Raw genomic sequence first — 15,261 nt, forward strand, 5'->3', positions numbered from 1 at the left:
GCCGTAAGCCGTAAGCCGTAAGCCGTAAGCCGCCGTAGGCGCCGTACGGGATCCGCCGTCCGCAGCCTTCCGCCCCGCCGCCCTGTGGCCCAGTGACCGACCGTTTCTTCACCCCAAGGGGATTCGCCATGAGCCCAGTTCTCGCTGCCCTGGTGGGCATCGTCGTCCTCGCCGCGCTGCTCGCCCTCGCCGTCGTCACCCGGTACAAGGTCGCCGGGCCCAGCCAGGCGTTCATCGTCACCGGCCGGAGAGGCAAGACGTCGACCGACCCCGAAACCGGGCGGGTGTCCACCGACAACAGCGGGCAGAAGGTCGTGGTCGGCGGCGGCGTCTTCGTCGTGCCGTTCGTGCAGCAGCGGTTCACGCTCGACCTGTCCAGCAGGCACATCCCGGTGGCCGTCCGCGGCGCCGTCACCCTGCGCGGCGTCAAGGCCAACCTCGAGGGCGTGGCGATCGTGAAGGTCGGCGGGACCGAGGACTCGATCCGGGCCGCTGCGCAGCGGTTCCTCATGCAGCAGGACGGCATCGTCGGCTTCACCCAGGAAGTGCTCTCCGGCGCACTGCGCTCGATCGTCGGCCGGATGTCGGTCGAGGACATCATCCGGGACCGTGCGGCCTTCGCCGGGCAGGTCGCGGAGGAGGCCGAGGCGAGCCTGTCGGGACAGGGCCTGGTGCTCGACGCCTTCCAGATCCAGGACATCGCCACCGAGGGGTCGTACCTGGAGGACCTCGGACGGCCCGAGGCCGCCCGCGCCAAGCAGGAGGCCGACATCGCCGAGGCCGTGGCCCGGCGTGCGTCGGAGCAGGCCCGGCTGAAGGCCGAGGAGGAAATCGCCGTCGCGCAGCGCACGTTCGCGCTCAAGCAGGCGGAGATCCGGGCCGAGACGGACGAGGCCGCGGCACGGGCCGCCGCCGCGGGACCGCTCGCCGAGGCCGACCGGCAGCAGGAGATCCTGAGCCAGCAGGAGAAGGTCGCCGAGCGGCAGGCCGCGCTGACCGACCGGGAGCTCGACACCCAGGTGCGCAAGCCGGCGGACGCCGACCGCTACCGCGCGGAGCAGGAGGCGGAGGCCCGCCGCATCGCGCACGTCAAGGAGGCCGAGGCGGAGGCCCAGCGTGCCCGCCTCACCGGCGAGGGCGAGAAGGCCCACCGCGCGGCGCTCGCCGACGCGACGCGCATCGAGGGCGAGGCGGAGGGCGCCGCGATCGCCGCCAAGGGCTCGGCGGAGGCCGAGGCCATGCGGAAGAAGGCCGACGCGTTCGCTCAGTACGGGGACGCGGCCGTCCTGCAGATGCTCGTCGAGGTGCTGCCCCAGGTCGTCGGCAAGGCCGCCGAACCGCTGGCCGCCGTGGACAAAATGACCGTCATCTCCACCGACGGCGCCGGGAAGCTTCCCCGCACCGTCGCCGACAACGTGGCGCAGGGCATGGAACTCCTCAGCTCCACCACGGGAGTCGACCTGGCGGGGATGCTGCAGGGCATCGCGCAGAAGCAGGTCGTGCAGAAGCCCGGTGAGAACGGGGCGGCGGCCGGGATCGGCGCCCAGCCGTAGACGCCAGGGGCACGTGAGGCGGACGGGCCGTGACAGGCCCGCCCGCCTCACGCGTCGGTGTGGCGTTCCGTTGCGCAGGACAGCGCCTCATCGCGCGAGGGGTCCTGGAGACGCCGCCGCTCGTCCCAGGCGATCCGGAGGACGAAATCCGAGCCGATCACCGTGGCGGCATCCTCCAGGTGCCCGCGATGCATCAGGTCGGAGTGCCGCCGAGAGCAGACGGTTCCGCCCCCCGCGGACAAGGCGAAACGGCGCGGGTTCAGAGCTGCCGCAGCCGGTCCCGCAGTCTCCGGGCCACCTGCCCCATCAGCGCTTCGGCGCCCGGTTGGTGGCTCGCGGGGACCCGGGACTCGGTGAGGGCCGCGACGGCGAAGGACTGCCCGTCGGCGTGCTCGACGACGCCGATCTCGTGCCGCAGGTTCAGCAGCGTGCCGGTCTTCGACGACCACGCCGAGGCGTCGGAACTGAAGTCCGGTGCGAGCCGCTGTCGCAGCACGTTGTCCGCCATGAGTTCGCGTACCCGCTCGGCCACCGTCGCGTCGATCGACGACGGCGTCCACAGAGCCTGGAGCAGGTCGACGAAGGCGCGTGCGGTGCCCGTGTTGGCGCGGGTCACGTCGAGTTGCGGCAGCCGGTGCCCGCGGCCGCTGGTCCCCGCGTCGATCGCGATGGCGTGCGCGAGGTGCACCTCTGCGGCGTCCAGTCGTTCCGCCGGGGTGTCGACCAGATCGCGCATCGTGTGGCGGACGGAGAGACCTCGCAGGCCCAACTCGCCCAGCACGGAAGCGACCTGGGCGGGCGGTGTGAGGTCGAACAGGACGTCGGCCGCCGTCCCGTCGCTCACGGACGTACTCAGGTAGAGCAGGTCGTCGACGGCGATACGGGCGGGGTGGCGGAACCGGGTCAGCCCGGTCGGGCCCGGTGTCGTGATCAGTCCGGGCTGCACCTCGAGCGCCGTCGCGCCGTCCAGCTCGCCCCGGCGGATGCGTTCCAGGGTCGCGAGCGCGAGCGGCACCTTGACCAGGGAGGCGGACGGGAACTCGATGTCCGGGTCGATGCCCAGTTCGTCCCCCGTCTCCAGATCCCGTACGAGGAACGAGCCGGACAGGCCCCCGTCGGCCAGCTCCTGGCGCAGGTCGCGCACCAGCCTCTCAGCGCTCACGACCGTCCTCCGTCTCCTCTCCGGCCGCCGGGGAGGCCCCGAGGAAGCGGGCGATCTCCTCGCCCAGGCGCGTCCGCAGCCGGTCGGGGTCGCCCGCAGCGGCCGCCGCGACGGCGAAGCCCCGTACCGGGCTCGTCTCACCGATCGGCCGCCAGTGCAAGCCGAGTTCGCCGGCCTGCGGGGGCGAGCACAGCAGGACGTCGTGCGAGCACAGCACTTCGGCTGAGGCCGCCGGGACGCTCGTGGCGACCCGGAGTTGCGCGGGGCGCAGCCCCACCGCGTCGCCCAGGCGCGTCATGCGGTCCCTGATGTGGGGCACGTCGTCCTCCGGCTGGATCCAGATTCGGCGGGGCGGAGACCGGTCGGCGCGACCCGCGCGCAGCGTCTCGACGTAGACGCGCGACACCTCCGGAGCGTGCGTACCGGCGAGCCCCAGCGGCACCGACCAGGACGCCTGGTCGGGTGGTACGGCGATCAGGGCCGCCCGGACCTCCTGGGTGTGCACCAGCTCCGTCCGCTCGGCGGGCGGGGCGACGCGCAGTTCGAGCGAGATGCCGTGGCCGCGGGCGTCGGCGACCAGGCGCGCGAGGGCGGCCGTGGAGCAGGTGTCCGGAACGGCGAGCCGCAGCGGCTTGCGCTTGGCGGTCTCCGCCTCGCGTTCGAGGTCGTCGGCCAGCCCGACGAGCCGCCGTGCCACGGGCAGCATGTCCCGGCCGAACGGCGTGAGGGCCGCCCGGCGCGGGGTCCGTTCGAAGAGCTGCTCCCCGAAGTGCTTCTCCAGGGCGGCGACACGGCGGCTGGCGACCGACTGGGACATCCGGGCCGCCGCCGCTCCGATGGTGAAGCTGCCGCGCTCGCCCACGTGGACGAAGGCCCGGCACGCTGCGACAAGATCCACCTCCCCAGCGTATGCCGAATCGGCATGGAAGCGCGCATTCACGTCTTGGACCGCATAAGCCCAGGCAGGGGAGGGTTGCCACCGGTCAGCGGGCCGCGCTCGTACGCGGCCCGCCAGGAGACGACCCGTGCGCCGGTGGGCGTACGGACCCGGAGGTAACGGATCGTGTTGATCATGCAGAACGGCATCGCCCGTCGCGCCGCCCTCGGGACGGCCCTCGCCCTCACGCTCGTCCCGCTCGCGGCCTGCGGCCAGGGCGCCGACGCCGGCTCGTCCGCGGCGCCCCGGAAGACGTCCGCCGCATCGGATGCGGCGCCGGGAACCGGCGCGTCCGCGGCCGCCTCCACGTCCGCGTTCAAGAAGCTCGAGCGGAAATTCGACGCCCGGCTCGGGGTCTACGCCCTCAACACCGGTACGGGGCGCGAGGTCGCCTACCGGGCGGACGAACGGTTCGCGTACGCCTCCACGTTCAAGGCCCTGGCCGCGGGGGCGGTCCTGCGCAAGTACTCCGTGAAGGGCCTCGACAAGGTGATGCGCTACGACCGCGACGACCTGGTCGCGCATTCGCCCGTCACCGAGAAGCACACCGGCACCGGCATGAGCCTGCGCGACCTGTGCGCCGCGACCCTCCGCTACAGCGACAACACCGCGGCGAATCTGCTCTTCGACGCGCTCGGCGGCCCGAAGGCGCTCGACGCCGTCCTCGAAGACCTCGGCGACGACGTCACGCACATGGACCGCCGCGAGACGGAGCTCAACGAGGCGACCCCGGGCGACCCGCGCGACACCACCACGCCGCGCGCCTTCGCCAAGGACCTGCGGACCTTCGCACTCGGCGACGGCCTGAAGAAGGACGAACGCGCCCTGCTCATGCGGTGGATGAAGACCAATAAGACCGGATCCACACTGATCCGGGCCGGCGTGCCGAAGGACTGGACCGTCGCCGACAAGAGCGGGGCAGGCGAGTACGGCACGCGCAACAACATCGCCGTGGTGACGCCCCCGGGCGGCAAGCCCGTCGTGATGGCGGTCCTGACGAGCCGTGACACCCGGGACGCCGAGTACCAGGACGACCTCGTCGCGGAGGCCGCGTCGGTGGTCGCCGACGCGGTGCGTGGCGCCTCGGCCGGATGAGGCGGCGGGCGCCGGTACGGCAAGGGCGGACGAGTCGGGGCGAGGCCGGGGGAGAAGCGGGGGAGAAGGGGTGAGCGCGACCCGGTGTCACGCGATCCGGTGTCAGCGCTCCGGGACGAGCTGCCGGGCGAAGCGGCGGACCGCGTCGGCGAAGGCTTCCGGATCGTCGAAGTTCGCGAGGTGCCGCGCCCGTGGGATGAGTTCGATCCGCGCGTCCGGGTGCGCCCGGGCGAACTCCCGCTCTCCGGACCGGAAGACGGAGTCCTTCTCGCCGTTCAGGATCAGCACGGGGGCAGCGACATGACGCATCGCGCTCGCATCGAAACGCCCCAGCACCTCGCCCCACGCGACGGGCAGGGTGTGGAACGCGTAGCCGAAGCGGATGGTCGCCTCCACCACCTCCGGTGGGTAGAGCCGTCGCAGAAACCGGTCGTTCCACCGGGTCAACCGCGCTTGCGGAACGCGGGGGACGAGCCCGGCCACCCACCGGTACGGCATCGCCCACGGACCTTTCGTCGCGGCACTCGCCCCGGCGAGGACCAGACCGCGCAGCCGCTCCGGGTGACGTCGAGCGAACTCCAGCGCCACGTACCCGCCGAGCGAGTGCCCGACGACGAGCGCGGGCCCGCGCCCCAGCGAGTCCACCGCGGCGGCCACCGTCTCGGTCGCCGCGCCGAGGCTCCACGGCTGGGCGGACCGGCTGCCGTGGCCCGGCAGATCGACGGCGGCGACGGGGAAGTCCCGCTCCAGCGAGGCGAGTTGCGGACTCCACTGGGCCGCGCTGAATCGTGTCCCGTGGACGAGGACGATGGGCGGCGGTGATCCGGGCTGGGCCGTGGTCATGAACTCCCCCTGGTTCACGTGATCTTCCAGGGAGACTCTACCGACCCGTGCGGGAGACCAACGTGCGTGAGGGCGCCCTCACCAGGGCTGACTGACCGTACGAATGCGTTGGCACGGAGGTGACGGCCTTGACGCGTTCTTGGCTGAGCTCGCGGAAGAGTTCCGCGGGTGGACCGGTGCCCGGACTTGGCGGTCAATGGAACGGGACCTGGCGGTCTCCGCTGAGCATGCGGGGTCACGCGTCACGTAGACCTGGGGGCTGCACGACCGACCCCCCGGTGACGAGTGGCATTTCGAGGCGAGGACCGATCACGCTCCTGGAGAGGACATGCGCAATCTCGCCACGGAGATGCGCAGCTTCCTGGAGTCCGAACCACTGGCGTGAAGGGAGGGTTGACCGGTTGGCCGCCCACGCCGAACAGCACGTCATGCCGGAGGCGAAGCCAAGCTCCTCATGGGGTGCCCCGGCAGACTGATGCCGCGGCGCCCGCAGGCGCCGCGGCATCGACGTCTTCGCTCAGCCCGGCGGTATCAGCCGCGCAGTATCCGTCCCTTCTTGTCGGTGCGGTCGCTCTTGGCGAAGTACAGGATCCCGTCGATCAGCGCCCAGATCATGCCGCCGCCCGCGGTGAGCAGCATCGCGATTCCCGTCCAGATGTGTCCGGTGTAGAACCGGCCCACGCCCAGGAAGCCCAGCAGGAGCTGGAGCACTCCGGCCACCCGCCTCGACTTGCGGGAGTACGGCAGGCCGTTGGGGGCGATGCGTCCCCTGCGGCCGGTGGCTTGCGGCACGCTCGGAGCGTACGGGTCTCGGTCGGCGTGCCCGTGCTCGCTCCCGTTCCCCGTCGTCCATTCGGGCCCGGGACCGCCGTACCGACCCTGATGCGGAGGTACGCCGTCCCGGGATCCGTACGCCGTTTCCTGCTGCGGAACGGAGAGGTGGCGCGTCGGCACATCCGGTGCGGCAGGCACGTCACGCGTCGGCTCCGGGAACTGCCGGGGCGGTGCCCAGGAGTCCTGCGGCGGTTCGGCGTATCCGGTCGCCGTGGCCGTCGCCGTGGCCGTCGGTCCGCCCGAGCCGTGGCCCGGGCCCTCCCAGCCACCCTCGGACAGGGCGAAGCGGTCGGCCACGGGCGCTCCCGGACCTGCTGCCCCGGCGGACGCGACCGTGGCGGCCGCGACCGGCGCGGTCGCCGCGGGCGCACCCGCGAGCGCGGGCTCGGCCTCCTCGCCGTGGGAGATCTGCGGCAGCCAGTCGAGCCAGCGCGGCACCGTCCAGTTGCGCTCGCCCATCAGGGCCATGAGCGACGGCAGAAGCACCATCCGTACGACCGTGGCATCCAGCAGGACGGCGACCGCGAGTCCCACACCGAGCTGCTTGAAGTCCTGCATCGAGAGGGTCGCGAACACGGCGAACACGGCCACCATGATGATCGCGGCGCTGGTGACGGCACCGGCGGTCGAGCGGATGCCCTCGGCGATCGCGTTCGCGGTGGACTGCCCGCGGTCGCGGGCCTCGCGGATCCGGGAGACCACGAAGACGTGGTAGTCCATCGAGAGGCCGAAGAGGATCACGAGGACGAACAGGGGCATCCAGTGCTCGATGGCCCCGGCCGCTTCGGTGGCGAACAGCTCGTCGCCCCAGCCGTGCTGGAAGACCGCGACCATCACGCCGTACGAGGCTGCTACGGACAGCAGGTTCAGCGCGATCGAGGTGACCGCGATGACGATCGAGCGGAAGCAGAACAGCATGATGAGGAACGTCACGACCGCGATGAAGGTGACGACCGGCAGAATGCCGCCCTCCAACTGCTCGCTGGAGTCGACCGACTGGGCGAGCTCGCCGGTGACGTAGGCCTTCTCCACCGCCGGTTCGATCGTGTCGGGGACGAGGTCCTCGCGCAGTGTCTCCAGGGCGTGCCGTGAGGTCTTGTCCCTGCCGTCGCCCGCCAGTGGTACCTCGATCTCGGCGACGTTCTCCTTCTTGTGCACCGTGATCTCGACGGTCTTACCGAACTCACCCGACGCCGCGGCCTTGTCACGGAACTCCGCGAACGCGGCCCGTACCTTCGGTGAGCCGATGTCGTCGGCCTCGACGACGATCTCTGCGGGGGAGGGCCCGCCGGGGAAGGTCTTGGCGATCTCCAGGCTGGCCGAACCCAGCGGGGAGTCCTTGCCGAGTTGCTGGGGTACGGACAGCTGCTCGGTCTTCATGCCGACGGCCGGCGCGGCCAGGACCAGGAGCAGCGCCCCAGCGGCGAAGGCGAACAGCTTGGGGTGTGTGAGGACGGGACGAACGAGCTTGCCGGCGAAGCGGCCGCCCGAGTCAGGGCTCGGCGCGCGCTTGCGGCGACGCCCCATGAAGGGGAGGCGCCCCTTCTCGATCCGGTCACCGAGCCACGACATCAGGGCGGGCAGGACGGTCACGGAGCCGAGCATGGCGATGAGGACCACGATGATGGTCACGACGGCGAATCCGTAGAAGAGCATCATCCCGGACAGGAACAGGCCGGCCATCGCCACCATGACGCTCAGCCCCGAGATGAGTACCGCGCGGCCCGACGTGGCCGCGGCGATCCGCAGGGCGGTCTCCGGGGTGCGACCCAGCGCTCGCTCGTCGCGCTCACGCCGCAGATAGAACAGGCAGTAGTCGACACCGACGGCCAGCCCCATCAGGAACATCACGGAATACGTCGTCTCGCTCAGCGGCACCGCCTTGCTGGCGAGCGACATCAGACCGAACGCCGCCGCGCAGGCGGTCAGCGCCAGGGACACGGGCAGCAGGGCCGCGACCACCGCCCCGAAGGCGACCAGCAGGATCCCGAGGGCCAAGGGCACAGCGGTGACCTCGGCGGCGAAGAAGTCCTCGGCCAGCAGATCCCCGAACGCCTTGTCGGAGCTGGCGCTGCCGAACTGGCGGAACGTGACGCCGCCATGCCTGGACTCGGCCTTGTCGACCGCGTCCAGCACGGGCTGCACCCGGTCCCCGGCGGTCTCTGCATCCCCCTTCATCTCAAAACTGATCAAGGCCGACTTGCCGTCCTCGGAGCGCGTCGGCGGCTGAAGGCGCTGAACTTCGCCGGTGTCGCGCAATGCGTTGGAAAGATCCCGCGCCGCGCTCTTCCAGCCGCCGGACGCGCCGCTCGTCACCATCACCATCTCGCCGGCCGGCTTCTCCAAACCGGCGTCCTCGAGAATTCTGGTGGCGCGCGCGGAGTCCCCCGCCCCCTCTTCCGAGGGCGTCATCACGTTCAGTCCGGACATGCCGCCGAGTCCGGCGGCGAGGACGACGAAGAGCAGCCAGCCGATGATCGCGGATTTCCGGTGGCGTGAACTCCACATGCCGAGCCGGGCCGCGAGGTTGTGCCTCATGGTGTTTCTCCGGGGTTGAGATGCGAAAACGTCAGGGCCCGACGTTAGAAATCGGCCACGTTCGCTCCCAGCCGCCGAGGCACACCTTCGCGGAGGCGGAAGGCGACTTCTCGCGGTGGTGCTGGATACACCCTCGGGAGAGGGGAAAACGCCCGGACGATGCTGCGGGCGTGCGGAAACGCCGTGGTCCCCGCCCCCTGCCCGCGAAGGGCGAGGGACGGGGACCACGGCCGGTGGGCGCCTACGCGGTCCGCGGGGCGGGGGAGAAGTACGCCCGTGACGCCGGCAGGAACATCAGAACGATGGCCGCCGTGGCGAGCAGGTCCGGGGCGATCCGGAGCATCTCCTCGCGTGCGAAGCCGCTCATGCTGAGGCTGTTCATGAGGAGGAACAGGCTCAGGGCGCCGCCGACCGTGAGCACGATCCGCGCCCAGTTGCGGCCCGCCCGCATCATGACGGCGAAGTACAGCCACAGCCCGGTGACGACCACCGTCGCGCCGCCGGAGAGGGCGACCTGCAGCAGGGCCCCGCGCTCCCCGTCCGCGTCGCGCATCTGTTCCAGTCCCGTGGGCGCGATGACGAACACGTCCAGCATCCACGTCACCACCTGGACGGCCATCGCCGCGACCGACAGCATGAAGGCCGTCTCCACTTCCCTCGGGCGCTCGGTCCGTCCTGCTGCGCTCGTCATCGTTCTCCCTCTCCGCCGGGTCCGTCCCCCGGGTCGTGTCCCGGGACTGCGCCACGTGGTGTGACAGCGGCCCTGATCGGCCTCTGCCCTTCAAGAGACGCCGCCGCCGGCGAGGGGTTCCGCCCGCGACGGGTTCGTCCTCCGATGCCTTCCCGTAGATGACCGGGGCACGGGTATCGGCGCCCGAACCCGCCGCCCGACGCGCCCGGGGTGTGCCCGTACGCCATTGGAGAACCGGTGCCCGCCGGTACGCGTCGGGGCGCGGCGAAGGGAACTCGGCGACCGGAACTCGGCGACGGACACGACGGGGACCGGTGCGCGCGCCGGATCCTGCGGCCCCGTCCCGTCCGGAGAGTAGAGTCGCCGGTCCCGAGGGGGTTCCCTGGAAGGCGGTTCCATGGCCGAGCGCCCAGCCCGGCGCGTCGTCGATCCGGTCACCAAGGACGGCTACGTGCTGGAGTTCGAGGACACCTTCGACGGCGACACCCTGGACGAGTCCCGCTGGCTGCCGTACTACCTGCCCCACTGGAGCTCCCGCGAGGCCACGGCCGCCCGCTACCGCATCGGGGACGGCACGCTCCGGCTGCTGATCGAGGAGGACCAGCAGCCCTGGTCACCCGAGTTCGACGGCGGCATCCGCGTCTCCTCCCTCCAGACCGGGCTGTTCTCCGGTCCGCTCGGCAGCAACGTCGGGCAGCTCCGCTTCAGGCCCGGGCTCGCCGTCCGCGAGGAGCAGGACGACGTCCGCCTCTACACGCCGCACCACGGCCTGTTCGAGATGCGCGCCAAGGCGATCGACGACCCGCGGTGCATGGTGGCCCTGTGGATGATCGGCTACGAGGACACGCCCGAGCGTTCGGCGGAGATCTGCATCTGCGAGATCTTCGGCCGGGACGTGAAGCCGGGCCGGGCGGCCGTCGGCATGGGCCTGCACCCCTGGACCGATCCCGCGGTCCGCGAGGAGTTCGCCGCGGAGAGCGTGGCCGTGGACGCGCGTGAGTTCCACGTCTACGCCGCGGAGTGGACGGCGGAGCACGTGGCGTTCTTCGTGGACCACCAGCTGGTCAAGGTCGTGGAGCAGGCACCGGACTACCCGATGCAGTTCATGCTCAACATCTACGAGTTCCCCGACGACCCCAGCGCCCCCGCGCCGGCCCGCCCCTACCCGAAGGAGTTCACGGTCGACTACGTCCGCGGCTACCGCCCGGCACGACGGCACACCCCGGGGCCCTCGGGCTGACACCCACCATTCGCTCTCGCCGCCCCGACCGACGACACGGAGTGGGCGTGGCGTCTTCGACGTGTCTCGGTGCCGTGTTGGACTGGGCAGAGGCTGATCATGGTGCTGTCCGCCGGCGTGATGGCATGGCACGAACCTGGGCGGTCCTGCGGCATGACATCGAGGAGACGGAGGCAGCCCGTGGCGGACGCGCGAAACGACGAGCGGCTCGCGGGCCGCCTGGTGGCCGTGGCGGCGTTGGGACTGGTGCTGATCGTTCCGCCGTTGCTCGCGCAGTTCGATCGCGCGGACCGGGTCTTCGGCGTCCCGCTCCTCTGGGCCTACCTGTACATCGTCTGGGCGGTCGTGATCGCCCTGGTCGCCGTCATCGGCGGCAGATCGAGGTAGCGCCGTGCTCCAGACCTGGGTCATCGTCGCTGTCTCGGTGGGGTACCTCGGTCTGCTCTTCGCTGTCGCCTCCTTCGCCGAGCGACGGGCGGACGCCGGCCGGAGCGTGATCAACAACGCCACCATCTACGCGCTGTCCCTCGCGGTGTACGAGACCGCGTGGGGCTTCTACGGCAACGTGGGCACGGCCGCCACGGCCGGTGTCGGCTTCCTGTCGGTCTACCTGGGGCCGATGCTCATGTTCGCGCTGGGCTGGCTGGTGCTGCGCAGAATCATCCGGGTCAGCCGACGGCTCCGGATCACGTCGCTGGCCGACTTCGTCTCCGCCCGCTACGGCAAGAGCGCCGCGCTGGGCGGCCTGGTGACGATCATCGCCGTGGTGGGGATCGTTCCGTACATCTCGCTGCAGCTGAAGGCGATCTCCAACACCTTCGAGATCCTTCGTCGGCACCCCGACATCACTTCCACCTCGGACCTGGGCAATGTTCCGCTGTTCCAGGACACCGGGTTCTACGTGGCGCTGCTGCTCGCCGCGTTCACGATTCTCTTCGGCACCCGTCACCTGGACACCACCGAACGCCATGAGGGCATCGTCGCCGCTGTCGCGTTCGAGTCCGTGGTCAAGCTGGTGATGTTCCTCGCGGTCGGGATCTTCGTGACGTTCTGGATGTTCGGCGGGTTCGGTGACCTGTTCTCCCAGGCGGCGGACGCCGGTCTCACGGAGCTGTTCACGGTGCGGGAGGAGACCGGCTACGGCGAGTGGGTCTGGCTCAACGTGCTCTCCATGCTGGCGATCGTGCTGCTGCCCCGGCAGTGGCAGATGATCGTCGTCGAGAACGTCGACGAGGGGCACCTCAAACGGGCGATGTGGCTCTTCCCGCTGTACCTGCTCGCGATCACCTTCTTCGTGCTCCCGATCGCGGCCGGGGGGCTGCTGACGTTCGGGGACTCCGTCGACGCCGACACCTATGTACTCGCCCTGCCGATGGCCGAAGGCCCGCAGGTTCTCGCTCTGCTCGTCTTCATCGGAGGCATCAGCGCGGGCACCAGCATGATCATCGTCGAGACGATCGCGCTCAGCATCATGGTGTCGAACTCACTCGTGATGCCGCTTCTCCTGCGCGGCAGGTCCCGGCTGGCGCACCGGGCCGACGTCGCCGGGCTGGTGCTGGGCATTCGCCGGGTGACCGTCGTGCTGGTCCTGCTGCTCGGGTACACGTACTTCCGGCTCGCAGGCGAGGGTCCCGCGCTGGGATCGATCGGCACGGTGTCCTTCACGGCGGTGGCACAGTTCGCGCCCGCGATCCTGGGCGGCCTCTTCTGGAAGGGCGGTACCCGCCGGGGCGTGCTGGTCGGCTTGGTGGCGGGGTTCGCGGTGTGGGCGTACACCATGCTGCTGCCGATCTTCGCCGATGCCGGGTTGCTGCCCGCCTCGTTCGTACGCGAGGGCCCGCTCGGGATCGAGGTGCTCCGGCCGGAGCACCTGTTCGGCCTGACGGGAATGGACGCGATCAGCCATGCGATGTTCTGGAGCGCCCTGCTGAACATCGGTGCCTATGTCGCGGTCTCACTCGCCGGCCGGCCGGATGCCGTCGAACGGGCGCAGGCCATGCAGTTCGTCGAGGTCCTCGCAGAGCCCGTCAGGGAGCGGCGCCGCTGGCAGTCCCGCGCCACGGTCGGCGAGCTGCAGGCGCTGCTCGAGCGCTTCCTCGGCAAGGAAGGCGCCCAGCGGGCTCTGCGCGCCTACCCCGGGAGGAGCCCCGACTCGTTGGCCTCGGAAGCGGCCCCGGAGCTGGCCCACTACGCGGAAGGCCAGCTCGCCGGATCGGTCGGCGCCGCGTCCGCGCGGCTCGCGGTCGACGCGGTGGCAGGAGAGGAGCACATCGGCACCGATGACGTGATGGAGATGATCGGCGAGGCGTCGCAGCGGGTCGAGCTGGTCCGGCGGCGGCTGAGGTTGCTCTACGACGCGACCGGGCGCATCGGCACGACCCTCGATGTGATCCATACGGCCGAGGAACTGGCCCAGGTCGCGGTGCCGCGCTTCGCCGACTTCGTCACCGTCGACCTGGCCGAGCCCGTGCTGCGCGGTGACGAGCCGGGGGCGAACGGGTCCAGCATCAGCAACGCCGACGGCAGTGCGCGGATGCGGCGCCTGGCCTCCAGCGGCATCCGCGACGACGCCCCCCTCTACGCCATCGGCGACCTGATCACTTTCGTGCGGTCCTCACCGCAGGTCCGCAGCATCGAGAGCGGACAGGCCGTACTCGTACCTCGCCTGGGTGATTCCCCCGGATGGCAGGCGGTGGACCCCGCGCGGGCCTCCCGCGTCCTCGACTACGGGATCCATTCGCTCATCACCGCGCCGCTGCCCGCCCGCGGCATGCTGCTGGGCGTGGTCACCTTCCTGCGCGCGGAGAAGCCCGAGCCCTTCGAACAGGACGACCTCTTCCTCGCGGCCGAACTGGCCGCCCGCGCCGCGGTGTCCCTCGACAACGCCCGCCGCTACACCCGCGAGCACGGTATGGCCGTGGCCCTGCAGCGCAGCCTGCTGCCCCGCGCACTGCCCGAACAGAACGCGGTCGAAGTCGCCTCCCGGTACCTCCCCGCCCAGGAGGGAGTCGGCGGCGACTGGTTCGACGTCATCCCCCTGCCGGGCGCCAGGGTCGCGCTGGTCATGGGTGACGTCGTCGGGCACGGGCTCCATGCCGCCGCGACCATGGGGCGGCTGCGCACCGCCGTGCACAACTTCTCCTCGCTCGATCTGCCTCCGGACGAAATCCTCGGCCACCTCGACGAGTTGGTCGCACTCATCGACCAGGACGCGGTCGCTGCCGGCGACGACACCACCATCACCGGTGCCACCTGCGTGTACGCCGTCTACGACTCCGTTTCCGGCGTGTGTGCCATCGCCAGGGCCGGCCATCCGACGCCCGCGCTCGCACACCCCGACGGCACGGTGGACTTCCTGGACGTACCCTCCGGCCTTCCCCTCGGCATCGGTGGACTGCCCTTCGAGTCGACCGAGGTGCGACTGCCCGAGGGCAGCAGGCTCGTCCTCTACACCGACGGCCTCGTCGAGCGCCGCGGGCAGGACATCGACACCGGGCTCCGACTGCTCGGCGCGACCCTGGCGCACGCCGACCAGTCGCCGGAGGAGACCTGCGACGCGGTGCTCGACACCCTGCTCCCTGATGTCCAGAGCGACGACATCGCGCTGCTCGTCGCCCGTACGCAGATGCTGAGCGCCGGGCAGGTCGCCGAGTGGGAGGTGGAGTCGGACCCCGCCGCCGTCAGCCGTGTACGTGCCGCCGTCAGCGAGCACCTCGCGGAGTGGGGCCTGGAGGACCTCGTGGACACCACGGAGCTGATCCTCAGCGAACTGATCACCAACGCCATGCGCCACGGCGCGGGGCCCATCCGCGTGCGGCTGCTCCGCGACCGCACGCTCTTCTGCGAGGTCTTCGACCACAGCAGCACCTCCCCGCATCTTCGCTACGCGGCCACCATGGACGAGGGCGGACGGGGCCTGTTCCTCGTGGCCCATGTGGCAGAGCGCTGGGGCACGCGCTACACCGAGGACGGCAAGGTCATCTGGGCCGAACAGACGCTGCCCGGGACGCTCGGCGGCTGACGCGCGCCGCCCCCGACTCGGCCCGTCGGGCCGGCGAGGCTGGCGTACCTACGCCGGGTCGAGGTGGAAGACCTCGGGTGGTCGCCGGCACCACGTGTCGAACGGGTCGTCGGCGACGGTCCGGAAGATCCGCTCGGCGGACGCCTGGAAGTCCTCCTGCGACTCCCACAGGGCGAGGCCGATCAGCCGGTCGCTCTTCCGATCCCGCCAGGCCCCGATACGGATGAGACCGGGGGAGCCCTGCGCGGCCTCGTCGACCCGGTGCATCGAGGCGAGGAGGGCGTCGGAGTGCTCGGGCTCGGGTCTGTTCATGACGTCAAGGTCTCGGCGCGGCCGCGCCCGTACAC

General features: G+C 71.1%; 11 protein-coding genes and 2 pseudogenes. 6 read left to right on the plus strand and 7 right to left on the minus strand.

The window, feature by feature from the left end:
• The first annotated feature begins 128 nt into the window (after nt 1-128).
• Complete coding sequence (locus tag ABZ822_RS27980) at nt 129-1,553, plus strand: SPFH domain-containing protein (protein WP_360860113.1); 1,425 nt, start codon at nt 129-131, stop codon at nt 1,551-1,553.
• Between the two features lie 47 nt (nt 1,554-1,600).
• Here the strand turns inward: ABZ822_RS27980 and ABZ822_RS27985 are convergent, their stop codons facing one another.
• From ABZ822_RS27985 to ABZ822_RS27995, 3 genes are all read right to left on the minus strand, one after another.
• The gene (locus ABZ822_RS27985; RefSeq protein WP_360860116.1) at nt 1,601-1,747 is read right to left on the minus strand and encodes a hypothetical protein; all 147 of its coding nucleotides are present in this window, start codon (nt 1,745-1,747) and stop codon (nt 1,601-1,603) included.
• A gap of 65 nt (nt 1,748-1,812) precedes the next feature.
• Nucleotides 1,813-2,715, minus strand: a complete 903-nt coding sequence (locus ABZ822_RS27990; RefSeq protein WP_360860119.1) for a serine hydrolase — start codon at nt 2,713-2,715, stop codon at nt 1,813-1,815.
• Nucleotides 2,705-3,613, minus strand: a complete 909-nt coding sequence (locus tag ABZ822_RS27995) for a LysR family transcriptional regulator (RefSeq protein ID WP_360860122.1) — start codon at nt 3,611-3,613, stop codon at nt 2,705-2,707. Before ABZ822_RS27995 ends, ABZ822_RS27990 begins: the two co-directional genes overlap by 11 nt.
• Nucleotides 3,614-3,787: 174 nt before the next feature.
• Between ABZ822_RS27995 and bla the strand changes: the two genes are divergently transcribed.
• A complete protein-coding gene (gene bla / locus ABZ822_RS28000) occupies nt 3,788-4,747 on the plus strand; it encodes a class A beta-lactamase (RefSeq protein ID WP_360860204.1) in 960 nt (319 codons plus the stop codon).
• Between the two features lie 102 nt (nt 4,748-4,849).
• Here bla and ABZ822_RS28005 read toward each other — a convergent pair whose 3' ends face one another.
• Nucleotides 4,850-5,590 carry an alpha/beta hydrolase gene (locus ABZ822_RS28005; protein WP_360860125.1) on the minus strand — a complete coding sequence of 247 codons (741 nt, stop codon included), beginning with the start codon at nt 5,588-5,590 and terminating at the stop codon, nt 4,850-4,852.
• Between the two features lie 103 nt (nt 5,591-5,693).
• Here ABZ822_RS28005 and ABZ822_RS28010 point away from each other — a divergent pair.
• Nucleotides 5,694-5,975 (plus strand): annotated as a pseudogene (locus tag ABZ822_RS28010) (DUF6228 family protein).
• 146 nt (nt 5,976-6,121) lie between these two features.
• On the opposite strand, the gene ABZ822_RS28015 reads toward ABZ822_RS28010, so the two are convergent.
• Nucleotides 6,122-8,962 (minus strand): MMPL family transporter, encoded by a 2,841-nt coding sequence (locus ABZ822_RS28015; protein WP_360860128.1) that lies wholly within the window; start codon nt 8,960-8,962, stop codon nt 6,122-6,124.
• 241 nt (nt 8,963-9,203) lie between these two features.
• Nucleotides 9,204-9,653, minus strand: coding sequence for a hypothetical protein (locus ABZ822_RS28020; protein WP_360860130.1), 450 nt, complete (start codon nt 9,651-9,653; stop codon nt 9,204-9,206).
• Between the two features lie 397 nt (nt 9,654-10,050).
• Between ABZ822_RS28020 and ABZ822_RS28025 the strand changes: the two genes are divergently transcribed.
• From ABZ822_RS28025 to ABZ822_RS28035, 3 genes and pseudogenes are all read left to right on the plus strand, one after another.
• Nucleotides 10,051-10,893: a glycoside hydrolase family 16 protein gene (locus ABZ822_RS28025; protein ID WP_360860133.1), complete on the plus strand. Its 843-nt coding sequence runs from the start codon at nt 10,051-10,053 to the stop codon at nt 10,891-10,893.
• 180 nt (nt 10,894-11,073) lie between these two features.
• Nucleotides 11,074-11,280, plus strand: coding sequence for a hypothetical protein (locus ABZ822_RS28030; protein WP_360860136.1), 207 nt, complete (start codon nt 11,074-11,076; stop codon nt 11,278-11,280).
• 1,927 nt (nt 11,281-13,207) lie between these two features.
• A pseudogene (locus ABZ822_RS28035) lies at nt 13,208-14,914 on the plus strand (ATP-binding SpoIIE family protein phosphatase); the annotation flags it as partial.
• 48 nt (nt 14,915-14,962) lie between these two features.
• On the opposite strand, the gene ABZ822_RS28040 reads toward ABZ822_RS28035, so the two are convergent.
• Nucleotides 14,963-15,226 (minus strand): hypothetical protein, encoded by a 264-nt coding sequence (locus tag ABZ822_RS28040; protein ID WP_360860139.1) that lies wholly within the window; start codon nt 15,224-15,226, stop codon nt 14,963-14,965.
• Nucleotides 15,227-15,261: the final 35 nt, after the last annotated feature.

Origin of the sequence: Streptomyces sp. NPDC047108 (assembly GCF_040643575.1) — a bacterium.
Lineage (GTDB): Bacteria > Actinomycetota > Actinomycetes > Streptomycetales > Streptomycetaceae > Streptomyces.

Bases quoted from the DNA above. Each gene is read 5' to 3' on its own strand.
- ABZ822_RS27980 (WP_360860113.1), top strand. From the start codon at position 129: ATGAGCCCAGTTCTCGCTGCCCTGGTGGGCATCGTCGTCCTCGCCGCG.
- ABZ822_RS27985 (WP_360860116.1), bottom strand. From the start codon at position 1,747: ATGCATCGCGGGCACCTGGAGGATGCCGCCACGGTGATCGGCTCGGAT.
- bla (WP_360860204.1), top strand. From the start codon at position 3,788: ATGCAGAACGGCATCGCCCGTCGCGCCGCCCTCGGGACGGCCCTCGCC.
- ABZ822_RS28005 (WP_360860125.1), bottom strand. From the start codon at position 5,590: ATGACCACGGCCCAGCCCGGATCACCGCCGCCCATCGTCCTCGTCCAC.
- ABZ822_RS28015 (WP_360860128.1), bottom strand. From the start codon at position 8,962: ATGAGGCACAACCTCGCGGCCCGGCTCGGCATGTGGAGTTCACGCCAC.
- ABZ822_RS28020 (WP_360860130.1), bottom strand. From the start codon at position 9,653: ATGACGAGCGCAGCAGGACGGACCGAGCGCCCGAGGGAAGTGGAGACG.
- ABZ822_RS28025 (WP_360860133.1), top strand. From the start codon at position 10,051: ATGGCCGAGCGCCCAGCCCGGCGCGTCGTCGATCCGGTCACCAAGGAC.
- ABZ822_RS28040 (WP_360860139.1), bottom strand. From the start codon at position 15,226: ATGAACAGACCCGAGCCCGAGCACTCCGACGCCCTCCTCGCCTCGATG.